Annotated in this window: 20 protein-coding genes; 14 read left to right on the top strand and 6 right to left on the bottom strand. The window is 40.0% G+C overall.

The annotated features are described in order from the left end of the window. The first annotated feature begins 189 nt into the window (after window positions 1–189). Window positions 190–1,476 carry a hypothetical protein gene (locus ACTJKG_RS14390; RefSeq protein WP_440739619.1) on the top strand — a complete coding sequence of 429 codons (1,287 nt, stop codon included), beginning with the start codon at window positions 190–192 and terminating at the stop codon, window positions 1,474–1,476. Between the two features lie 81 nt (window positions 1,477–1,557). Here ACTJKG_RS14390 and ACTJKG_RS14385 read toward each other — a convergent pair whose 3' ends face one another. Beyond that, window positions 1,558–2,082 carry a hypothetical protein gene (locus ACTJKG_RS14385; protein WP_172333736.1) on the bottom strand — a complete coding sequence of 175 codons (525 nt, stop codon included), beginning with the start codon at window positions 2,080–2,082 and terminating at the stop codon, window positions 1,558–1,560. Window positions 2,083–2,254: 172 nt separating this feature from the next. On the opposite strand from ACTJKG_RS14385, the gene ACTJKG_RS14380 reads away from it, so the two are divergent. The 3 genes from ACTJKG_RS14380 (at window position 2,255) to ACTJKG_RS14370 (ending at window position 5,228) form a co-directional block, all read left to right on the top strand. Further along, window positions 2,255–3,127: a hypothetical protein gene (locus ACTJKG_RS14380; protein ID WP_440739618.1), complete on the top strand. Its 873-nt coding sequence runs from the start codon at window positions 2,255–2,257 to the stop codon at window positions 3,125–3,127. 57 nt (window positions 3,128–3,184) lie between these two features. After that, on the top strand, window positions 3,185–4,525 hold the full coding sequence (locus ACTJKG_RS14375; RefSeq protein ID WP_440739617.1) for an FAD-binding protein: 1,341 nt from the start codon (window positions 3,185–3,187) through the stop codon (window positions 4,523–4,525). Between the two features lie 376 nt (window positions 4,526–4,901). Beyond that, window positions 4,902–5,228: an HTH domain-containing protein gene (locus ACTJKG_RS14370; protein WP_172333733.1), complete on the top strand. Its 327-nt coding sequence runs from the start codon at window positions 4,902–4,904 to the stop codon at window positions 5,226–5,228. Window positions 5,229–5,429: 201 nt separating this feature from the next. Here the strand turns inward: ACTJKG_RS14370 and ACTJKG_RS14365 are convergent, their stop codons facing one another. Then, a complete protein-coding gene (locus ACTJKG_RS14365) occupies window positions 5,430–5,924 on the bottom strand; it encodes an ester cyclase (RefSeq protein ID WP_172333732.1) in 495 nt (164 codons plus the stop codon). Window positions 5,925–6,238: 314 nt separating this feature from the next. On the opposite strand from ACTJKG_RS14365, the gene ACTJKG_RS14360 reads away from it, so the two are divergent. Both ACTJKG_RS14360 and ACTJKG_RS14355 read left to right on the top strand, forming a co-directional pair. Beyond that, window positions 6,239–7,189: a DUF6268 family outer membrane beta-barrel protein gene (locus tag ACTJKG_RS14360; RefSeq protein ID WP_440739616.1), complete on the top strand. Its 951-nt coding sequence runs from the start codon at window positions 6,239–6,241 to the stop codon at window positions 7,187–7,189. Window positions 7,190–7,232: 43 nt separating this feature from the next. Then, window positions 7,233–7,481, top strand: coding sequence for a hypothetical protein (locus ACTJKG_RS14355; RefSeq protein ID WP_216650465.1), 249 nt, complete (start codon window positions 7,233–7,235; stop codon window positions 7,479–7,481). Between the two features lie 66 nt (window positions 7,482–7,547). Here ACTJKG_RS14355 and ACTJKG_RS14350 read toward each other — a convergent pair whose 3' ends face one another. Further along, window positions 7,548–7,940, bottom strand: a complete 393-nt coding sequence (locus ACTJKG_RS14350; protein WP_172333730.1) for a nuclear transport factor 2 family protein — start codon at window positions 7,938–7,940, stop codon at window positions 7,548–7,550. 270 nt (window positions 7,941–8,210) lie between these two features. On the opposite strand from ACTJKG_RS14350, the gene ACTJKG_RS14345 reads away from it, so the two are divergent. Further along, complete coding sequence (locus ACTJKG_RS14345) at window positions 8,211–8,801, top strand: RNA polymerase sigma-70 factor (RefSeq protein ID WP_440739615.1); 591 nt, start codon at window positions 8,211–8,213, stop codon at window positions 8,799–8,801. Window positions 8,802–8,806: 5 nt separating this feature from the next. Here ACTJKG_RS14345 and ACTJKG_RS14340 read toward each other — a convergent pair whose 3' ends face one another. After that, on the bottom strand, window positions 8,807–10,036 hold the full coding sequence (locus ACTJKG_RS14340) for an RNA polymerase sigma factor (RefSeq protein WP_172333728.1): 1,230 nt from the start codon (window positions 10,034–10,036) through the stop codon (window positions 8,807–8,809). A 221-nt stretch (window positions 10,037–10,257) separates the two neighbouring features. Then, window positions 10,258–10,611: a YciI family protein gene (locus tag ACTJKG_RS14335; RefSeq protein WP_172333727.1), complete on the bottom strand. Its 354-nt coding sequence runs from the start codon at window positions 10,609–10,611 to the stop codon at window positions 10,258–10,260. A gap of 156 nt (window positions 10,612–10,767) precedes the next feature. Between ACTJKG_RS14335 and ACTJKG_RS14330 the strand changes: the two genes are divergently transcribed. The 7 genes from ACTJKG_RS14330 to ACTJKG_RS14300 all read left to right on the top strand — a co-directional run bounded on the left by ACTJKG_RS14330 (window position 10,768) and on the right by ACTJKG_RS14300 (window position 21,287). Further along, on the top strand, window positions 10,768–11,970 hold the full coding sequence (locus ACTJKG_RS14330; protein ID WP_172333726.1) for a FecR family protein: 1,203 nt from the start codon (window positions 10,768–10,770) through the stop codon (window positions 11,968–11,970). 268 nt (window positions 11,971–12,238) lie between these two features. Then, a complete protein-coding gene (locus tag ACTJKG_RS14325; RefSeq protein WP_440739614.1) occupies window positions 12,239–15,097 on the top strand; it encodes a TonB-dependent receptor domain-containing protein in 2,859 nt (952 codons plus the stop codon). 11 nt (window positions 15,098–15,108) lie between these two features. Next, on the top strand, window positions 15,109–16,248 hold the full coding sequence (locus tag ACTJKG_RS14320; RefSeq protein WP_440739613.1) for a hypothetical protein: 1,140 nt from the start codon (window positions 15,109–15,111) through the stop codon (window positions 16,246–16,248). A gap of 146 nt (window positions 16,249–16,394) precedes the next feature. Then, on the top strand, window positions 16,395–17,861 hold the full coding sequence (locus ACTJKG_RS14315) for a DNA/RNA non-specific endonuclease (RefSeq protein WP_440739612.1): 1,467 nt from the start codon (window positions 16,395–16,397) through the stop codon (window positions 17,859–17,861). A 167-nt stretch (window positions 17,862–18,028) separates the two neighbouring features. Next, window positions 18,029–19,198: a glycosyltransferase family 87 protein gene (locus tag ACTJKG_RS14310; RefSeq protein WP_440739611.1), complete on the top strand. Its 1,170-nt coding sequence runs from the start codon at window positions 18,029–18,031 to the stop codon at window positions 19,196–19,198. Window positions 19,199–19,513: 315 nt separating this feature from the next. Then, window positions 19,514–20,491: a glycosyltransferase family 2 protein gene (locus ACTJKG_RS14305; protein ID WP_172333722.1), complete on the top strand. Its 978-nt coding sequence runs from the start codon at window positions 19,514–19,516 to the stop codon at window positions 20,489–20,491. Continuing rightward, window positions 20,472–21,287, top strand: a complete 816-nt coding sequence (locus ACTJKG_RS14300) for a polysaccharide deacetylase family protein (RefSeq protein WP_172333721.1) — start codon at window positions 20,472–20,474, stop codon at window positions 21,285–21,287. The genes ACTJKG_RS14305 and ACTJKG_RS14300 overlap by 20 nt, the downstream gene beginning before the upstream one ends. A 14-nt stretch (window positions 21,288–21,301) precedes the next feature. Here the strand turns inward: ACTJKG_RS14300 and ACTJKG_RS14295 are convergent, their stop codons facing one another. After that, window positions 21,302–22,771, bottom strand: a complete 1,470-nt coding sequence (locus tag ACTJKG_RS14295) for a ligand-binding sensor domain-containing protein (RefSeq protein WP_440739610.1) — start codon at window positions 22,769–22,771, stop codon at window positions 21,302–21,304. Window positions 22,772–22,928 lie beyond the last annotated feature (157 nt).

Here is a 22,928-nt window from a genome sequence, read left to right as displayed (position 1 = left end):
CAAAAGTTAATTAACCCTAAGGTTTTGAAGCTTAAACCCGTGAAAAAAATGTTCAAACAAATAAACCAAGACCCAAAAACAACCTGTAGGTTTAAACTTAATCAAAGGTTTAAAAATACAGGCATCTACACACTAACCATTTTATCAAAATAATATCTAAATTATCGCACCCAAACTCTACCCTTTATCATGACTACAACTATTGCCGAACCCGTTTACTGGTCAGCCCAAAAAAAAGCCGGATTTCGCTTTGTGTTAATCTTTCTTCTAAGTTTTATTTTTTTTAATCCTAACGGAGCTTATCCAAATCCGGTTGTTGGACTGCTTACGGAAACTCAGCACAGTTTTATCATCTGGTTTGCAAAACATGTGCTTAACCTGGCCAGACCGATCACCGCATTTACGGGTGGCAGCGGCGATACACGGTATGATTATATTATGCTGCTGTTGATATTTACCTTGTCAGTAATAGCCGCCATTATATGGACCTTGTTGGATAGAAAAGCACGCAACTACAGTAAACTGTATTACTGGCTTACCGTAATTGTACGTTTTTATTTAGGCATCATGATGCTGGAGTACGGCTTTGTTAAAGTTATTAAATTGCAATTTCCAACACCCTCCCTCGTCAGATTATCGCAACCTTACGGTGATTCATCCCCTATGGGATTAGCCTGGACGTACATTGGTTACTCTACCGGCTTTAATTACTTTGCTGGTATAGCCGAGGTTACTTGCGGTTTATTATTGTTTTTTAGACGCACATCGCTTTTTGGGGCGCTTTTAGGGGTGGTGGTAGCTGGTAATATCATGGTTATCAATTATTGTTTTGATGTGCCGGTTAAGCTGTTATCAACCGCGTTGGTCGTGATGAGTATATTTCTGCTGCTGAGTGATGCGGAGCGTCTTATCAATGTTTTCTTTTTAAATAAAACAGCCTTACCCGCCAGTCTTTCGCCACACCGGTTTAAAAAACGATGGAAAAATATTAGCCTTATTGTAATTAAATACCTGATCATCATCTACGTACTTGCCGGAAATATTACCAACGATATAAAGATGGCATCCTTGTATGGCGAAAAAGCCAAAAAACCGCTGCTTTATGGTATTTATAACGTGGAAAGTTTTATACGCAATCAGGATACCGTGGCTCCGCTTGCCACTGATACTACCCGGTGGAAACGGCTGATTATCAGCAACAGCAATAGCGCGCAGATTAAATTAATGAACGATACCAACAGGTATGTGGGTTTTAAAGTAGATACTCAAATACATTATGTTGTTATCAACACCGTTACCGATACATCGGATAAGTTTTACTTCACCTATACACAACCGCGCCCCGGTGTTTTGCTGTTAAAAGGAAAATGGATGGAAGACTCTTTGAAAATTAAACTTAACCGTTTTGACGAAAAGCAGTTTATGCTGATGCGCAGAGGATTTCACTGGATAAACGAATATCCGTTTAATAAGTAAATGTATGGTTCCATTACCTATTACCCGGATATCCGTGTGTAAACTATCTTGCGTATTTCAAATTCGGGTTAATTGCGGGGCTTAATGAGTTGGCTCGCCTGCCGATAAAAGGATACCTTCATGCGCATTCTCTACACCATTGGCAAAACCATTATGATTGATGAACATCTTTTCGTTCTCGATCATAAAATGAGCGCCATCAACCTTAAAATTACCTTTGATGGTGATTACCGCGTCGGGATGTTGTACGCCAATTTCGTTAACTATATGACTGCCTAAACCATGAAATTCATGCTCATTTAACTGGTATACATCCAAAACCGGCTCATGATGTCCTGTTTGAAACACCCAAACCCGGTTAGCATCCGTTTCCACATGCACAGTTGATGGGCCACTTTCCAGACGGTTGCCGCTTATTTTGATGACTTCGCCGGATAGGGTAGTGATATTGGCATCGATAACGAGCGATTGATCTTCCGAGCCCCGTTCGTGCTTATAAAATGAGAGTACCTTTAAAAATTCGGTGCTTTTATCACCGTCTGTGTAGGTCAGGGTGTTTTGGCGGCTTAAAAATATGCTGGTGCCAAAAATAAATGCATGTTTCATAATGGTAACTTGGTTTAATTTTGATTACTTACTTAACGTATGCTGCAGCTCAAATGTTTTAATAATGAGTAACTTATATATGAGCTTTATGGCAAAGTAAAATTGAGCTTCCTACCAAAACTCCTACCTTCTTTATTGTACAATTTTGCCTGTATATTTTACACTCATTAGCATGGATTTTATTCAAAAAATAACACAATACTATCATACCGAATCAAGGCATGGCTTTACCGGTGCAGCATTTGGCGTATTACTAATAATAGTCGGGTTATTGTTTTGGCGTTTTTCCAAACCGCTATCTTTATTAAAGGGATTATCACTGCCTTTGCTTGTTATTGGTCTGGTGATGGGCATGGGTGGTTTTGGCGATGGTTACGTAACCCAGAAAGCGCTGCCCCAAAAGTTGCGTTTATACCGGGAGAACAAACAAGCTTTTTTTAAAGAAGAGGTTCCGAAGGTTGAACGCACCCACCATTCCTGGCTGCGTATCAGGATAGTTTGGAGTGTGCTGGCATTTGCAGGTGCCTTATTGCTTTTTACGGTGAAAAAGAGTTATTGGATAGGCGTGGGTCTGGGGGCTTTGCTCATGGGCATTATCGGGAACGTGGAAGAGGCTATTTCCATGCGCTTTAACGAACGTTATTACCAGGAAGTATTGCAAGCCGCCAAACCTCAGATGATCACACAGATACAGAAAACAGAACCCCGCGCACTTATACTTATACAGGTTCAACCCCTGGCAAACAAACAAAATGTCACTGTTAAAACCGGGCAAAACGAACAGCCAAAAATAGAAAGAGATACGTTGATGCACTTGCAGTCTCCTTTAGTGAGAGATATCATTGCCCTAAGCAGATCATTTGAAAGATCGACTGAGGTTTTAGACATCAATGTGATAACTGATCATGCAAAAGAATTTGACGAGGGAGAAGCCACTAAGCCGGGGAAAAAGAAAAAGCTACTCGATTACTACCGTTCCGATCTTATCCGGGCGAATAATGTATCAGCAAAACATTGCTGGTTGGGCAAAAAGTATCTTGATTGAAATGCTATTGATTCTTGATTTTTAGGGGTACATTGTGGTAACCAATTATGCCGCGCTATGAAAAGAAAAACATTTATTCAATTAAGCACTACCTTAATGGCTACACCGTTACTATCATCATTGGAGGGCTGGGCTCAGGCTCCGCGATTAAAAAACTGGGCTGGTAACCTAACCTACAGCACCAATCATGTATTTTACCCCAAATCGGTTCAGGAAGTTCAGCAACTGGTTAAAAAATACGATAAACTGAAGGTGCTGGGTACCAGGCATTGTTTTAATACCATTGCAGATAGTAAGGACAACCTGCTCTCGACCAAAGAGCTCAACAAAGTGATAAGTCTGGATAAAAAAGCCCATACTGTTACCGTTGAAGGAGGCATCAAATACGGCGAACTGGCACCATACCTGCATAAAGAGGGTTTTGCACTGAATAACCTGGCCTCTTTGCCGCATATTTCTGTGGCGGGATCAATCACCACAGCTACGCATGGCTCGGGTGTAAAAAATGGTAATCTATCCAGCGCGGTTACCGCCCTGGAAATTGTAAAGGCCGATGGCAGTATTGTTCACTTATCTAAAGCAGCGAATCCTGAAAAACTGAACGCTGCCGTGGTAGGTCTTGGTGCGCTCGGGGTGGTTACCAAAGTTACCTTACAGATAGAGCCCACCTTTATGATGCAGCAGCGGGTGTTTACCCAAATGCCCATGGCGCAGGTTAAGCAAAACTTTGAAAAAATAGTATCTGCCGGTTATAGCGTGAGTTTATTTACCGACTGGCAGCACGACAGCATCAACGAGGTTTGGATAAAAAGCCGTATCGGTAGGGATAAAGATCATAACGGCCCCGAATTTTATGGCGCCAAAGCCGCCACCAAAAATGTGCACCCCATTATCGCGCTCTCTGCCGAAAACTGTACCGAGCAAATGGGCGTTCCCGGACCCTGGTATGAGCGCTTGCCACACTTTAAAATGGGTTTTACCCCCAGCAGCGGTAAGGAACTGCAATCTGAATACTTTGTGCCGATGAATCACGCAGTAGAAGCCATAACCGCTATAGCGCGTTTAGGTAAGCAGATAGGGCCGCATTTGTTTATCACCGAGATCCGTACCATTGCTGCCGACCAGCTGTGGATGAGCCCCTGCCATAATCAAACCTCAGTTACCATTCACTTTACCTGGAAACAGGAAACAGCTGCTGTATTGAAACTGTTACCCCTGATTGAAAAAGAACTTTCACCCTTTAACGCCCGCCCACATTGGGGCAAAATATTTACCATGGCGCCCAAAGTACTGGAATCGCGCTACGAAAAACTCAATGACTTTAAAAAGCTGGTAGCTGAGTTTGACCCAAAAGGAAAGTTTAGGAACGACTTCTTGAGTAAGGAGATATACGGGTAGGGGGAAGATGACAATAAAGGGGTGTCATGCTGAGCTTGTCGAAGCATGGTGGGAAGGCCTCTGCGCGCGACCCTTCGGCAAGCTCAGGGTGATAGGCCACTTTTGTTCCCTTAGGGTCTCCTGAAAGGGACCCTGAGGTTCGCCGTCTGGCAATTCAAAACACAGGGTCCTCTCCGAGAGGCCCTGTGGGGACATTAAGGATAAGAGGAACAAGGAATAAGGATCTTTTCTTTGTTCCCCAAATCCTTATTCTCCAAAGTCCTTATTCCCCAAAGTCCTACAATCCCCAAAGTCCCATAGTCCCCCAGTTCTAAAAATCCTGCTGACATACTGCTGTCACGGCGCTGCACCAGTTTTGTATAGCAATACAAACCAAATGAACAGGACAGACAGGTTATTGGAGGTACTGGCCGTTTTACAAACCCAAAAGGTGGTAACGGTTGATTACTTAAAAGAAAAGTTCCGCATCAGCACGCGTACGCTTTACCGCGATATCCAATTGCTTACCGAACTTCGGATAACTGTGCAATATGAAAACGAAAAAGGTTGTTTTATCCTGAAAGGTTACCGCGAGCCAACGCGGGAAATGCCTGTTGGCATCCGGGATATGGGCCAGGTTTCCCAAAGCATCATCCTGATACCCGATCATTTGAAAAATGATGTTTTAGCTTTATTGTCGGTCAGCAAGAATGACGCAAAATAGCAGAGCAAAAATCAACTGCTTTTTGTTTAAGTGGATTTCAAAATTTAATACTTTTTAAAATTTAAAAACGCATCAAAATCGCCTTGAAATTTGTTAAAAGCGTTAAACTTGGACTTTTTTGAGTGATTTTTAATCTTTTTTAGCCCGTTTTTGAGCGGAAATTTGTTAAAATTTAAGGTTTAAAAAGTTTTTTGACGCACTTTATTTGACCACCCCGAGTTGTTTCATCATGGCCAGCTCGTCGGTTACCCGCCAGTGTTCTGTGATCTTTCCGTTCTCAATTTTTTCAATGTTGATCTGATTAACTTCTACATGCTTCCCGGTAGGCGCTATCCCGAATAAGGTGCCTGTTTGGGTTCCGGTCATAACTACACGCGCAACGGCTCTGTTGTTGGTTACAATAATGTCTTTTATTTCATAATGCAAGTCCGGAAATCCCGCACGTATGGCCGTAATTATAGGTTTTAATCCTGCAGGGCCTTTCGGAGGGTTAGGTGTTGATGGGGTGTGGTTGATATAATTCTTGCTTAAAATACTGTCCAGCACGTTCAACCGGCCCTTGTTCCATGCCTCGTTAAAATAGGTTTGGATGATCTGTTTGTTCCTGTTCTCAGTTGTACGATCGGTTACTGAAGTGGTCTGGGTACAAGCCGCGAACAATAAGGGTAGTAGTATGGAAAATCGATAATGTTTCATAGCTTATTTAAAATAAAACACAAAGGAATAAACTACTCACCAAAAATTTATGAATGTAGTTTCATGGTTTTTTGAATCTGCCTAGATCATAGAAATGTCATTTACGGAAAATAATTTACATATAGGCTAAGGGTAAAGGGGAAATAGCCTGACTGTATATCAGAATAATTTTCATGAAGAGTAAGGGTAAATGTACCTAAGCGTGTTTCAAGAGAAATATGAATTAAAAAACAACATCAAACTGTATGCAGGGAAGGATCCACCAGGTAGCCAGTTTGGCAAACAAATCATTTAAAATAACCCCATAACAACTCATGAAAACTAAGATCTTGTCTTTAATTGCGATAACTACAGTATCATTCTCCCTATCGACGCAGGCACAGCAAAGCACACCCGTAGAAGAGGGTGTGTCAGCACCCATAACTACGGTTCCGAATTTGGGTTCCTTTGAAGCCGACTATACCTATTCTCCCTTTAAAATCAATGGTAAAGACCTGAATATACAGCAAGTAAACGGAAATCTTACTTTGCCCTTATACAGCAAAATGCAAAACGGAAAAGTTGATTTTTTACTGGCAGGAGTAGGGTATAGCGGCCTGTTTCTTTCTGGCATGGGCAATCAGTTTGGCGGCGATAATTTTCATGCCATTTCGGTTCCCCTTACTTTTCAAAAGGCATTTTCGCCAAAATATGCCTTGCTCATTTCAGCGGTACCAACACTATCTTCTGATCTGAAGGATATCTCTGGTGATGATATGCTTTATACCGGAGTGGCAATGTTAAAGATCAGGAAATCAGCTAAATTTACTTACTCAATAGGGGTAGTTTATTCAAAACAGTTCTTTGGTTCAGTGCTTGTTCCGGTATTTGGCATCGACTGGAACATTTCCGACAAACTAAGCTTATCAGGAACAATCCCGGTTTCTGAAAAATTGAACTATAAGCTATCCAAAAAAAGTAATCTCGGCTTCAACGGCGATTTTGGCATCGGTGGAGGTACTTACCGTTTGTCAAAAAAGATGAACTCCGATTACTTCCAGGCACAGCAATTCAAGGCTTCGCTATACTACAATTATGCGCTGGCCAAGAATTTCTCGGTAGAGGTGAGTGCCGGGTATAATGTTGTCCAAAAGCTCGATCTGTATGATAAAGATCAAAAAGTTAACTGGGTACCGTTTAACAATCTCGACAAACGGGGAGCTCCTTTAACCGAATTAAAGAAAACAGGTGTGGCGGTATCAACAGGTATTAATTACCGGTTTTAAAAACTATCCCTCAAACTATACAATTTATCCTAAAAATAAAGGAATGATGATTAAACAGGCATATGCACCAAGAATGACAGATACTATGGTAGAAGTTTTTAAAACAGATGTTCAAAATGTTGATCAATCGGTTAAGCTTATCCGCAAACTCAGGCAATATATTCCAGGTATCGAAATAAACTTTGATCTGGAAGATTGTGATCGCGTTTTACGAATTGAGGGGGAGCATGTCCCAGTGCCCAGAGTCATCAAACTGATGAATAATAACGGATATTATTGCGAGCTTTTATAAGCAGATCATTTATATATAAAATCCACCCGGTTGTTTGGGTGGATTTTATTGCTTTGTACCGACTGATCAATGCCGTGATCCCAGATCACTGTCTTTCGGGTCACCGCTTATTTGGCGGGTAAGTTCGTTGCAATAATTTATCTGCCCATCCTGAATGTGAAATTCAGCTATCACCTGAACCTCGCCTGTATTACCTTCTTTAGTAGTCGCCTTCACCCGGTGATTGGTGAAAACAATATCATTATCCTGGGCCATGGAATCAAAAACTAAAGTCATGGATGCTATGGCCTCTTTAAGTACTTTAATATGTTTGATGAACTCATTAAAGTGCAGCGTTTTACCGTCTACATATTGTACGTAATCAGTACTAAAATAGCGCTTTACGATCGTTTCGTCATAACCCGGTTTCTCAAAAATGTTTTGAAATATTTCCTGAATTAACTTTTTATAATCTTTCATTAACTTGTTGTTTTATAGTGCAAATCAACAGCAAAAGTCCTTGTAATGAAATGGAAGATAGCGGGGAACTATTGGATTATACACGGTGATTTCTACATCGATGGTGCAGTTTTATTTAAAGTTTGCAACTGAAAAGTTACCGTAATGAAACTATTTATTAACCCGGATTTAACTTAAATTGAACACGTAAAGTTCAACTTTGAACCGGGTATTTATGATGAGCCAGTAATGGCGTAAATGATGCTCATAAATTATTTCTGCAACGGATAGATGAGTATTGTAAAAGGAATATTTACGCACAAAAGTGAGTCGGTTGGATCGATTGAAGAAATAGATCTGGATGTTCTTTTTAAAGAGCATTATGACAGGCTGGTATATTTTTCTTTTCAATTGGTTAAGGATAAAGATCATGCGGAAGATATTGTCCAGGATGCATTTATAAAATATTGGCACCACCGTGATACGGTAATGCAGGACAATATAGCCGTTAAGAATTTCCTGTACAGCACCGTTCGTAATGCAAGCCTTAACAGCATCAGGCATAATAAAGTGGTGGAGGGTTACATACAATACTACGGAAATACGGAGCCCGAAGAACCACCTGTAATTGAAGCCATCATCACCGCCGAGGCTATGGCCGAGATCCACGCCGCTATCCATGCGTTACCGGATAGCCATCGATCCATATCTATCATGGGTTATTTTGATGGTAAAAAGAACCAGGAAATAGCCGATGAGCTCAATATGTCTATCAATACGGTAAAAAAGCAGAAACAAAGGGCCCTGGAACTGCTCCGGGTAAAACTTTCGCCCGAGTTATTTACCTGGTTTACATTAGCCCTGCTTACTTTCAGGAAATAATCTTACTACTGTAACTGTTCAAGCTTTTTCTGGATCACTTGTTTACTGGCTACGGTTCTGGCAATAGACAAAGCCGTCTCAAAATTGGCTTTTGCTTGATCATTATCAATACCAGTATAAAGCTCACCCAATAGGGTAAAATAAAATTGGTTATCTGTTAGCTTTAGTTTTTCGGCTTCCACAATCGCCTCGGCTTTACTGTTGGCTTTTGATAAGGCAAATGTGCGGTTGAGCGCGGCAATGGGGGAGTAGGCTACTTGTAATAAACGGTTATACAACTGCAGTACCTTTTCCCATTTTTCTTTGGTATCGTTCTTTTGAGTGCTCCAATAAGCTATGCTAGCTTCAATATGGTATTTGGAAAGGGTGTTGCCGGTTGTGGCGCATTTTAAAAAATAAGCGCCTTTACTAATCAGTTCCGCGTTCCAAAGATCAACATCCTGATCATCGTATAAAATATGTTCACCATTCTCACCCTCGCGGGCATCAAAACGTGAAGCATGAAAACACATTAAAGATAGCAGGGCATTTACCGGTGGTTTGTTGGTACTACTGTTCTCGATCAGCATATAACATAAACGCATAGCCTCAAGGCAAAGCTCTTTACGTAAGGTTTGATGTTGACTAACGGAATAATAACCCTCACTAAATAACAGGTATATAGTTGTTAATACATTTTCAAGTCGCTCATCAATTTCGGCAGGGGCAGGTAGTTCAATTTTTATTTTTTCGGTCCTGATTTTTTCTTTAGCTCTGAATAAGCGTTTGTTGATGGTTTCCTTATTGGTTAAAAAAGCCTCGGCAATTTCGTCAATGCCAAAACCGCAAAGAATACGCAACGATAAGCCAATCTGCGCTTCGGGAGATATGGCCGGGTGGCAAATGGCAAACATCATCTGTAACTGGCTATCGTTGATGTTTTGTGGCGACAGATCGATGTCCAACTCATGAAATTCAGGAGCAGCAGTTCTTACTTCTGGCGATACCTTGCTTTCAAAAACGGTATTGCGCTGCAGATGATTTTTAGACTTGTTTTTGGCCACATTGTATAACCATGCAGTTGGATTGGGCGGAACGCCATGAAAACTCCAGGTTTGTGCCGCTGCTAAAAAGGTATCGCTGGTAATATCTTCGGCAGTTTCCATTTGGTCAAAGCCAAACCGGCGGCAAAGTACAGCTACTATTTTCCGGTATTCGGTTCTGAACAAGTGTGGTATGAGTTCCTGTTTTTGCATGGTAAGATGAGCGTTGGATTGACTCAATTAACCCAAAAGTGGGTTTACACAATTTTCTTAAAAAAATTCATAACTAATTTATTATCAATTATATAAGTCAATGTTAATCGTAAATTGTGTAAACCCATGTAAACCCACTTTTTGCATAAATATCACCGGCTTAACCTCAATGCGTAGGTGATGCAAAACCAGTAACGGTTTGATAATTTGGCCTCAATAATTTAATGGATACCGTCGCGCCGGGCTATCCTGCGCACCTCTACACTATTACCATCACCTTGTAATACCGGGCTGCCTTTAGCAAACTCTACCGCTTCTTCCACAGAATCGGCTTTTACAATAATGTATCCTCCGATGGTTTCCTTGATCTCGCCGAAAGGGCCATTAGTAACCACATTATTGTGCCAAACTACCCTGGCGTCATCAAAAGGTAAACCGGTGCCGCTGCTGAATTTATTTTGTGCCGCGATGCCACCTATCCAGTCCATCGTTTGTTTCATCCAAACCTCAATCTGCTCAGGTGAAGCTACTTTACTACCATCCTCGTGCCTGAAAATTAAAATGAATTCGTCCATTGTTTCAAATTTTAATCGTTAATAAATATATGAATTACACCTGCATATCAAGCGAATAGACCCAAATTGGACACCAGGTAAAAAATAAATGAATTTTTTTGATGACCTCTTTATCCTTTTTAAAAACAAGGGTGTCTTTATATACGAAACGGAAATATGAATAATTACCAACCCTATTTTGATCTGGGTAAGCTGATCGCGAAATATCTGCGAAAGGAGCTTACCACCGAGGAGAAAGACCAACTGGAGCAATGGCTTCAAGCAGATACACGCAACCAGGAATTATTCAGAAAACTAACCGATGAAGTTACAATTGATTCGGAATTGGAAACCTTTGAAGCAAACGATAAGGATAAAGCGTGGCAAAATATTGTAAAAAAAACGGGGTTTAAAAATATCACCCGTAAAAAAACTGCCGCCAAATTGTGGCCCTACGCGGCAGCTATAATCGTATTAATAGCTTCAGCTATTACATTAACCAGATATTTTAATACATCAGGTGAGCAGAAGATGGCTATTAAGCCGCAGAAAGACCTTCCGCCCGGAAGCAATAAAGCTATTCTGACATTGGCCGATGGATCAAAGGTTGTTTTGGATGATTCCAAACAGGGAAAAATAGCCAATCAGCAAAATATTATCATTACTAAAGATAAAAGCGGAGAGTTGGTTTATCAGGCTGCTGAATCCGCTAAACCAAAAGAATTACCGCAATTTGAAAAAGTAGTGATGAATATGCTGGCCACACCACGCGGTGGTCAGTATCAAATTGTTTTACCTGATGGTACCAGGGTTTGGCTAAACTCGGCCTCGTCGTTAAAATATCCTGCAGCATTTGTTTGTAATGAACGTAGGGTTGAACTTAACGGAGAAGCCTATTTTGAAGTAAGTAAAGATCCCTCAAAACCTTTTTATGTAAAAACCGCTACTCAAACGGTCATGGTTTTAGGTACGCATTTCAATATTAACAGCTATACCGATGAAGCGGCTACCAAAACAACACTGCTGGAAGGTAGTGTAAAAGTTACCGGGAATGCAACCGGAGCAAGCGCCAAACTTAAACCAGGAGAACAGGCGGTAAATACAATAAACGCTATTGAAGTAAAGGAAAATGCAGATATAGATGAGGCGGTGGCCTGGAAAAACGGCAAATTCCTTTTCCGTAATACCGATCTGCATACCATTATGCGCCAATTATCCAGGTGGTATGATGTAGATGTGGAATACCAGGGCAATGTGGTACAAAAACATTACCGGGGCCGTATTTCGCGGAATGTACCGGTGTCAGAGATATTTCAAATATTAAAAACAAGCGGCATAAACTTCACAATTGACGGGAGGAAGATTATAGTAAGATCATAAAGCCTGATAACGGCAACCGGCAAGGCCGGGCGACCGAGATTGGCTCATAAAAAAGCCGGAAAGTGTTACGAGCACCTCCGGCCGGAGTAATGGGCTGACCATATAAAATCATATTGACTAAATACACTTTTTACTAAACAACCCAAACAAAAGTATGGATTTTTCTACATTTCCTGCGCCCGTATGTGAAGGCACGCGGGTAAATAAAATTAATAAGATTACCAATTGTTTTTCCCGGATAAATCCGGCTACAAAAAGGAAATTTATTATGCGGATTAAACTTATCACAGCTTTACTTTTTGCCGTATGCCTTCATCTGAGCGCCGCGAGCTTTAGCCAAAGCATTACCCTTTCCGAAAAGAATGCCAGTATCGAGAGCATCTTAAATAAAATAGAGCAGCAAAGCGGCTATGATATTTTTATGCAAACAGAATTGGTAGCCAACAGCAACAAAGTATCACTTAGCGTGAAAAACCTGGCGTTAACCGCGGTATTGGATAAGGTGTTCAAAGGCCAGCCAATTACCTATGCTATAGTTGGTCACACCATTGTTGTTAAAGAAAAACAATCGGGCAAACCAGTATCAGCGGCTAATCAAGCTATGTTAGCCTCTGTGTATACGGGTAAAGTAGTTGATGCCGACACCAAAGAACCGCTTATCGGTGCCTCTGTTGGTGTAAAAGGCGGCGGCAAAGCCACCTCAACCGGCCTTAATGGTGATTTTAAGCTAAAATTAGGTGATGACGATACTAAAATACTGGTGATTTCCTACATCGGCTATGTCACACAAGAAGTGCCAATTACCGGTAAAAATGATCTGGGCCTGATCTTACTAAAATCAAGTGCCAATGCCATGAAAGAGGTTGTAGTAACCGGCGATCTGGCTATTGATCGTAAAACACCGATAGCAGTATCAAGCATCAATCAACAATATATTGAAGAAAAATTGGGCGGCCGTGATATTCCGCAATTGTTGCAAAGTACACCAGGCATAATGGCTACAGCGCAGGGTGGTGGTTATGGCGATTCTCGTATCAGTATCCGTGGTTTTTCAAGTGGTTCCAAGAAAGGTAACGTTGCCCTAACCATTAACGGTATTCCTGTTAATGACATGGAAAACGGATCAATCTTTTGGTCAAACTGGTCGGGTCTTACCGATGTAACCAACTCTGTGCAGGTACAACGTGGTTTAGGGGCTTCAAAAATTATCGTTCCGTCATTTGGCGGTACCATTAATATCACCACACGTACAACAGACGCAGAAAAGGGTGGATATATTTCACAAACTATTGGTACCAATAATTACGAAAAAACAGCAGTGTTGGTATCAACCGGTTTAAATGCCAATGGTTGGGCCGCTACTTTTCAGGGTAGCAGAACCAAAGGGGATGGCTATGCTGATGGATTGAATTTTTTAGGTTACAATTACTTCTTTAACCTGTCAAAAGTATTAACTCCGAGTCAAACCTTATCTTTTACAATGATGGGTGCAACTCAAACCCATGGTCAGCGTCCAGAACGTCCATTAACTGATTACGCTGGTGCTCCACAGGGAGTTAAATGGAATTATGACCTGGGTGTAAAAGATGGTAAACAAATAAATCCTTATAACAACTTTTTCAGCAAACCGGTATTTTCATTAAACCATAACTGGGTTATCAACGAAAAGTCGAGCCTGTCTACCGTATTATACGCAACATATGGTACTGGTGGTGGTGGTGCAATAGGGGCGTCTGCCACCGGTACCGCTGTACCCCCAAGAGTGAGTAATTTTTACTCTCCTTTTGATTTTGATGCCGTGCAGAAAAGTAATGCCGCTAACCCGGATGGTTCTGCCTCAACATATTTGTATGCGGCACATAATGATCATGCCTGGTATGGTTTAAGAAGTACTTACACCACTACATTTGGTAATTATTTGAACCTTTCTGCCGGTTTAGATTTAAGATATTATAAAGGCACCCACTACGAGGAAGTTAAAGATCTGTTAGGTGCTGATTACGTGTATGATCCATATACTGCAAGCCAGGCAGCCGGTAGCCGATCTGGGGATATTAACAATCCAAATCATCGTGCAGTAGTTGGTGATAAAATTGATTACTACAACAAGGACTATGTGATGTCAGGAGGGGCGTATGCACAAGCAGAGTATGCAAAAGACGACTTTTCGGCATTTATAACCCTATCGGGTTCAGGAACCGGCGATAAGAGGGTTGACTTATACAACTATCTGAACAGCGACCCCGCACAATCAAGCCGGTATGTTAACTTCCTGAGTTATCAGGCCAAAGCTGGAGCAAATTACAACTTGAACGATCAGATGAACGTGTTTGCTAACATTGGTTACATTACCAAGCCACCTTACTTTGATAACGTATTCCAAAAATTCACTAATTCCATTAACACCGGAACTGTAGATGAAAAATTATTCAGCTACGAATTAGGCTACCAGTTTAAAAAATCGGGCTTTTTAGCTAAGTTGAACCTGTACCGTAGTGCATATAAGGATGAGGCTTTTTCATCTTCGTTTACCGATAATGCTACTAACCTGATATATAGTGTTAACATATCCGGGGTTAGTGAAATGCACCAGGGAGCTGAACTGGAATTATCATATCAGCCAATTAAGGCAATAACGTTGCATGGTATGTTCTCTTACGGCGATTGGTACTACACCAAAAACGCAGGTCCGGCTACCGTATTTAATAACCAGCAAAAGGCTATCGGTACCGTTAAGGAAGTATTAATAAAAGGAATTAAAGTAGGTGATGCAGCGCAAACCACAGCGGCGTTTGGCTTAGATATTAAAGTTTTACCTGATTTAAAACTGGGTACAAACTATTACTTCTACGGTAATTACTATTCAAGTTTCAATTTTGCCAATATTACCAGCCCGGGAGTACAACCATATAAAATACCAAACTATTCTTTATGGGACCTTAACGCTTCCTTTAAGTTTAAGATTGCTGGTTTAGATGCTTCATTAAATGGTAATGTAAATAACCTGTTAAACACCAAGTATATAGCCGATGGATATGACGCAGCTGCTACCGGCTCACCAGCTAATCTGAGCGTGTATTATGGTTTGCTCAGAACATTTACTACTGGTATAAAAGTTAAATTTTAAAAAGAAACTTCATGAAAAAGATATATAGTTTAATTGCTTTTATAGCTGTAGTACTAACAGCTTGCCAAAAGCAGCCAAACATAAGCCCCGCAACATATACCAAGGTCATGAGCCTTACCCTGGCACAAGCAGATTATAAGTTGTTGGATACATCAAAATATCCTTCTAAATCATATAATTTTAAGTCAATTGCCGACGCAAATACCTATATCCCACAGATTTTAAATGCAAAAGAGCCTCAATTGGGCAATGGTTCAACTGCAATTGTTACTTTTACACTTGCTCCATTATCTATTGTTTTAGCCGATTCAACCAACGCGAATACAGCTTATACGCTTACTAAGGACGACTACACTCTGTTACCAGGCAACAAGTTTACCGACTTCAGCACAGCTCAAATACTAAGCTGGCTCCCTTACAAGTATACAAGTCCGGTAGCTAATCAATTGGCGGTATTGAGTTATACCTATTTTGAGTCGGGCGCTACTCCAAGTTCAGGTGTGCCAGCTACGGATGCATTTTTATATTTGAATGGGGCATGGCAAAAAATTTATCGTGTGTCTGCAGCTCAATATGCATCTGTGGGGCGAGGAAACAATAATTGGTTCATTGCTTCAGACTTAGGTAACAACACTATTCCATCTTATATCAATACCTTTTTAAAGGCTGATCCGCTAGTTTCAACAACGGTTAAAAAAGGCGATGTTAAATATGTGAATTATCGCTATTTAACTACTTATCAAAAGGTTATAGTACTTACTTATGATGGTGCAAATTGGGTAATAAATGCTACACAATCAACTGCATCATTTCTGAAAAACAATGGCGCATGGATACCAGATCCTACGGTATATTTGACACTATCATCCGCTGATTATACCTTTATAGGAACCACAACCGCCGGCACCGCAGCAGCGAGGGCAAACGTAGCACAATATAAAGATTTCAATATCAGTGCTTCTACAGATGCTACATATTGGAGCGATACAGACCTAAATAACGCATTTATAGCTCTATTAGCAAATAAATACACCAGCCCTATCAAGGATCAGATATTTAACGTTACTTATGCGGTTTATAAATTTGGTGCTATATCAAATGCCACCAAAACATTTACCTACAATGGATCTGCTTTTGTAATTAAAAGCTAAAATATACTGGCAATTATACTTCAGGAGCATGGTTTACACATGCTCCTGATTTTACTCCTCTATTCATATCACTCTTAGTATAATTTTTTCATGGGCATCTATGTCATGGCCATGCTTTGCTATTATCTATCACACAAAAACAAATAATGATGAAAATTCAAAACTTACTGCTGGGCTTTGCTTTGGTATTAACCATGGCAAGCTGCTCAAAAAAATCAACAGACATGCCGCCCACCACCTCGGGCGATACAACAAAAACTACACCTCCACCACCTGTAATTCCGTCTTATAGTATCACTGAAACCTTTGAGCAGGGTAAGAAGACCGCTTATGCCGCCGCTGATATAACTTTACTTACCGGCAGCTGGAATTTTAACGATGCATTGATTGGGAATACGGCACCCGATGTAAAAGATGGTCTTGCATCTGTACGTCTGCGTGCCGGAGATATTGCCATGAATTTTGATATTAATGGTATTGATACCTTGCTTATTAAACATGCCAAGTACGGTTCTGATCCTGTTTCTGTATGGCAATTATTAATGTCTGCTGATGGCGGCAAAACTTATACGCAGATTGGAAAGGATATCAATGAAAACAATACAAAATTGGTTACTGATACTTTCAAAGTAACAGTAACCGGTAAAGTACGTTTTGAAATCAAGAGAACGGGAACCACCACAAATAACCGTGTCAATATTGACGATATTACCTTTAAAGGTGAAGGCGACCCAGGGATTGTTGTAGGTACCCCCGATAACGGTGGTGATGACGGCGGTGGTTCACCAACAGCACCTGCATCTACTCCAAGGGACGTAACAGCGGGTACAGACGCTCCGCCGTCAACCGGCGACAATAGCGATCTGCTATTTGGTAACCCCTCAAACGCGCAAAGCAGTACATCGTCTATGGATAACTACCTTATCGATCAGAAATATTATACCGAATCATACAATGCCACCAAAGGCGAGCCGAATTGGGTGAGCTGGCATTTGGATGCTACAAATATCACTGGTGCTTCAGATCGGTTGAATAATTTCGCGGGCTGGGCCAGCTTGCCTGCAAATTGGTATATGGTTAATGATAATGCCTATTCTGGCAGCGGGTTTGACAGGGGGCATAATTGTCCTTCGGCTGATCGTACCAGTTCGGCTAATGCTAATTCGGCTACTTTCCTGATGACTAATATGATACCGCAGGCGCCAAATAACAATCAGCATACCTGGGCCAATCTGGAGAATTATCTTCGAGAGCAGGTAGTTTTAGGTAACGAGGTATATATCATTATGGGCAGCTATGGTACCGGGGGGGCCGGCTCAAACGGTTCGGCTACTACCATAAACAATGGCCATGTTAATGTGCCAAGTAATGTATGGAAGGTGGCGGTTATTATACCAGTTGGTGATAATGATTTGGGCAGGGTAACCAGTTCAACAAGGGTTATCGCTGTAAATACACCTAATATTAACACTACCAATAGCGACTGGACAAAATATATCGTAACCGTGAAAGATATAGAACTGGCAACGGGTTACGCTTTATTATCAAGCTTGCCGGCAAATGTACGGGCAGCCTTGGAAGTAAAATTAGATGCAGGTACTCCTGGGTCTTGATATTTTACCAATTAATAACAGGAGCCACTCTAAATGGGTGGCTTTTTTTGTTAATTGTAAATTTAATTCTTTGTAAAATATAAATGTAATGAGAGTTTCGTCAAATCAAACATAAAGTACGAGTAATGTGGTTGTTTTGTATATTCGCAACCCAATACCCCTGTTTTATGCAAAAAATAACTAAACTTATCTACAATAAGCCCTTTGTGTTTTCTTTATGGTTCGGGTTAAGTTTCCTGATCGTCCTTAAAGGAATTTTAACCCACCAGGTATTTAATAACTATTTGGTATTCAAATACAATTTTATAAATACTATTCATCAGCATAATCTTTATACCTATCAACCAGAACATTTTTACGATCTTAATCATTATGGTCCTGTATTTTCTATAATAATCGCACCATTCGCGTTGATGCCCGATAGTATAGGTGTTTTGCTGTGGGTAATGTTTAATGCTTTTATATTGTTTAAAGCCATACAACGGTTACCCATTAAAGAAAATCAGTATGTAATTATTTTGCTGATCTGCGCACATGAATTAATGACAGCATCTGCTAATGTGCAAAGTAACCCCATGATAGCCGGGTTAATTATTTTAAGTTTTAGTTTTATCAAAAGGAAACAGGACTTTTGGGCCGCCCTGATGATAGCTATTGGAACCTTTGTGAAGTTATATGGGATAGTAGGGCTTGCCTTCTTTTTCTTTTCAGAAAATAAACTAAAATTTATTGGAAGTTTTCTTTTTTGGTCGGTAGTGTTATTTGTATTACCTATGCTTATTTCATCGCCAACCTTTATCATTCAAACCTATCATGACTGGTACAATGATCTGGTGGCCAAAAATGCCCATAACCAGGGATCTGATCTTCAGGAAATATGCATTATGGGATTGATCAGAAATATATTTAATTATCAAGGACTAAAGAATATATATGTTATAGCGCCAGGGCTGATGCTCTTTATGCTCTCTTATTTAAGGCTTAAAAGCTTTAAATTGCGACAATATCAATTACTTATCCTTTCGTCTGCCTTAATATTCGCTGTTATTTTCAGCAGCTCATCAGAGTCATCAACTTATATTATCGCTTTTACTGGTGTTGCTATCTGGTACATAAATTTAAATAGGCCAGTTACCCGGTATGAGGTATTTCTATTGATCTTTGCTATTATACTAACCAGCTTTTCCCCATCAGATCTTTTTCCACGATTTATCAGAACGGAGTATGTTGCCCCATACAAACTCAAGGCTCTGCCATGTTTCCTGATCTGGCTAAAAATAGTTTATGAAACCTTAACAAGGGACTTTTCAAAGCCAGAACAGCTTAAATCTGTATAAGCTGTTGACATTGTGGTACATCAGAGCTCTGGTGAATGTTAATATGTTTACAATTCTATGGCTAATTGTAGATGATTTTATGGTTAAATCATTATTAATTATTTATGTTTGTAACAGCAAAGTTACACCTGTAAAGTAAGAGTATTTTCTTTTTTTAATGTGTTATACTTTTTATTCAAATGGAGTTGTAGCATTGTTGCTTATTTCTTCGTATCATGTTTGTTACAGAAGGATTGATTAAAAAATTATAAGAGTAAACCTGACCAATATAGTATTTAGTTACCTGTCACAATTTAAAGCCCCTATTAAAATAACATGACATTCGTTATAAAAAAGAAAATATCGGTAATTATACCATCCCACAATGAAGAAAAAAATATAAGTTATTTAATTGAACAGATCAATGAAACATTGAGTCACTCAAATTATGACTATGAATTAATTTTTGTTGATGATGGGAGCCGTGATAATACCTTAAATGAGATAAAATTTAATGCTCAACTGCATACTAATGTTTTTTATATAGAGCTTTCAAAAAACTTCGGGAAAGATCATGCGCTTAAGGCGGGTATTGCAATGGCTCACGGTGATGCCGTAATAACCATGGATGCCGATCTGCAGCATCCCCCGCAGTTAATATTAAAAATGTTAAAATATTGGGAAAATGGTTATGACATTATATACACTTATAGGCAAAACAGTAACCCGCACGCTAAAGCTTATCAGAAAGCCACTTCAAAGCTGTTTTATAAAGGCATAAATATGCTTTCAGATATCAAACTGGAAAATGGCACCGCCGATTTCCGGTTAATGGATGAGAAAGTGGTAAAGCAGTTAAAACTGATTGATGAATATGAAATATTTTTCAGAGGGATAATCAAATGGGCTGGTTTCAAACAGATTGGTATTCCTTATACACCATCTAAAAGGCATACCGGCGAAGCCAGTTACTCTTTCTTTAAACTCGTTAAACTTGCAGTAGGCAGTATTATGGCGTTTAGCGCCCGCCCCTTATATTTAGTTACAGGTATAGGTTTGTTTTTTTCGGCTATGGCTATATTATACATTCCGTATGTATTGTTTAGCTACTTTGCCGGATATGCCGTTTCTGGCTGGGCTTCGGTAATAGCCACTGTAGCTTTTTTTGGTGGTTTGCAACTATTGGTATTAGGCATAATAGGGGTTTATGTGGGTAAAATATTTATGCAGTCAAAACACCGCCCTAATTATATTATTCGTTCAACAAATCTTCTAACCGTCAAAAATGTAAATAATGATTTTATTGGGGTTTGACGTTGAGGAATTTGATTTGCCTTTAGAATTCGGTCGGTCAATATCTTTTGATGAGCAACTATCGATCTCTACTAATGGCACAAATTCAATTTTGGAGTTACTCAGATCCGCAAACATACGGGCTACCTTTTTTTGTACCGCGAATTACGCGCTTCACAAACCAGATGTGATTGCTAAAATTGTAAACGAGGGGCATGAAATAGCATCACATGGCTATTATCATTCCGATTTTAAACCAGAGCATTTAAAACAATCCAAAGAGGTACTCGAGGATATTTCGGGTGTTGAAGTAAGTGGCTTCCGTATGGCAAGGATGATGCCTGTAGATGAAGCTGAGATAAAGAACGCCGGATATATTTACAATTCATCTATTAACCCTACCTGGCTACCCGGGCGTTATAATAATTTTGATAAGCCACGTACCTGGTTTTATGACAATGATGTTTTACAAATTCCGGCTTCGGTATCACCATTGATCCGTTTTCCGCTTTTTTGGTTAAGTTTCCATAATTTACCTTTGCCGTTGATCAAGCTAATGAGCGCAGCCACGCACCGTAAAGATGGGTATCTGAACCTTTATTTCCATCCATGGGAGTTTACCAATCTGTATCATAAAGAAAAATATGGTTTGCCACGCTATATATCCAGAAACTCTGGAGAGCCATTTATAAATCGGATAAAAAATTTTATAGCGTGGGCACAATTAAAAGGATATGAGTTTTCCAGAACGGATAACTTTGTATCTTCGATAGCAAATAAACATGCCGTTATAAAAAAGCTTACACCGGCTTCATAACAGCCCGCACGCTTTTATCTCCTCTTTTTGATCCTTAGTAAACCATTAGCTGTAGCCGCGTAGAGAACACCTTTGGAATCCTGGGCCAATTTATTTATGGTATAACCAGGCATAGGCGTATTATTGTTGTGATAGTTTTCCCAGCCATCTTTCAAATTAAACCTTACCAGTCCCGATTGCTCAGTAGCGATCCACAAAACATGTTCATACTTGTCATACAACATGTCGTTAACGTGGTTTGATGGCAAGCCGGAATTTTTATCCGTATAATGAAGCCAGGTTCCATTGGGCCTCAGCACTGCTATGCCTTCTTTGTCATCATCGCCCGGAGTTGCGTTGCAAGCGGTTAATGAGAAATACAAATTACCCGACTCATCTTCCGTAGCATTAGAAATATAGGTGTTTTTCAGAGGAGTGTTGGAGGTGTTATAAGTAGTTGGCACATTGTGATCAAGCATGATGCAACCCTTTGATGTGCCTATCCACAAACGTTTCCTGCTATCTTCATAAACATAATTAACATTGTTAGAGGGTAATAGCGGAATTGTTTTTTTATTCAGCACAACAACCTTATCCTGTCTTAAAACAACTAATCCGGCTTCTGTAGTGAAAAGAAGGTCACCGTGGCGGTTGTTTAAGATACGGATAGCTCCTGGAGTCACAAACTTTTTGAAATCAAAGATCTGCCATCCCGCATCACTGTACTTGTACATCTTATTATCAACGTATACCCATTTGTTATTATCCTTATCTACATTGATATCCATTACCGCTGTTTCGGCAGTAAATGGAGAGTTAAATTCGTTGATAGGGTTAAAGTTTTGACCATCAAAACGAGTCAACCCTTTAATGGTAGTATACCATAACACATCAGTTTTATCTACAATGCAAGTTTTGCTGATGTTATCCGGCAGGGGAGAGTTATACTTGGTCCAGGTGGTGAATTCATAAGAGTTCAAAGATGGATTGGTATAAGCAACTGTTTTGTTATAAATAGTTGGATCACCGGGTGGCTTTAGTTCGCTTAAATCCATCCTTTGCATTTGAGCAGATATTCTCCCATTCGCAAATCGGAAAATTACGTTAACAGATGCAGAAACAGTCTTGCCATTTATTTTGGCAGCTCGCCATATATTACCGTTCAGATACCTGATCAATTCTGCTGTTAAAGGACCGTTTGTAACGTCGGTGTGGCTCAATACACAACTGAAACCAGATGGCTCAACCAATACCTGGAAGGATATTGATCCAAAAGCATCTTTCAAAATATATTTACGATTGATTTGATCACATATATAATCAAGTGTAAACTGATCACAGGTTGCTTTGGGATCGCCACAATCCATGCAAAAATTGGCCGCATTACATATATCTATTTTTTCTAAAAACAGATTTTGCGCAAAGAGCGGTGCCGGTGCAAGTAAAATAAACAGGGTGATAAAGGATAACTTTCTAATTTTAAGTGGGTATAAGAATGCCAGCATTATGTTATAAATTAAAGAAAGCAAACTCAAACCACCAAATAAATATTAGTTAAATTATGTTAAACAAAAATATCAGGTGGTTAATTGTTTTACAAACGTATAACAGCAGCCAGGCAGAAAAAGTATTGGAACACGTTCAATGACTTAAACATATTAG

Origin of the sequence: Mucilaginibacter sp. 22184, assembly GCF_052045695.1 — a bacterium.
Taxonomy (GTDB): domain Bacteria; phylum Bacteroidota; class Bacteroidia; order Sphingobacteriales; family Sphingobacteriaceae; genus Mucilaginibacter.
This window is presented reverse-complemented; position numbering and strand designations above follow the sequence as displayed.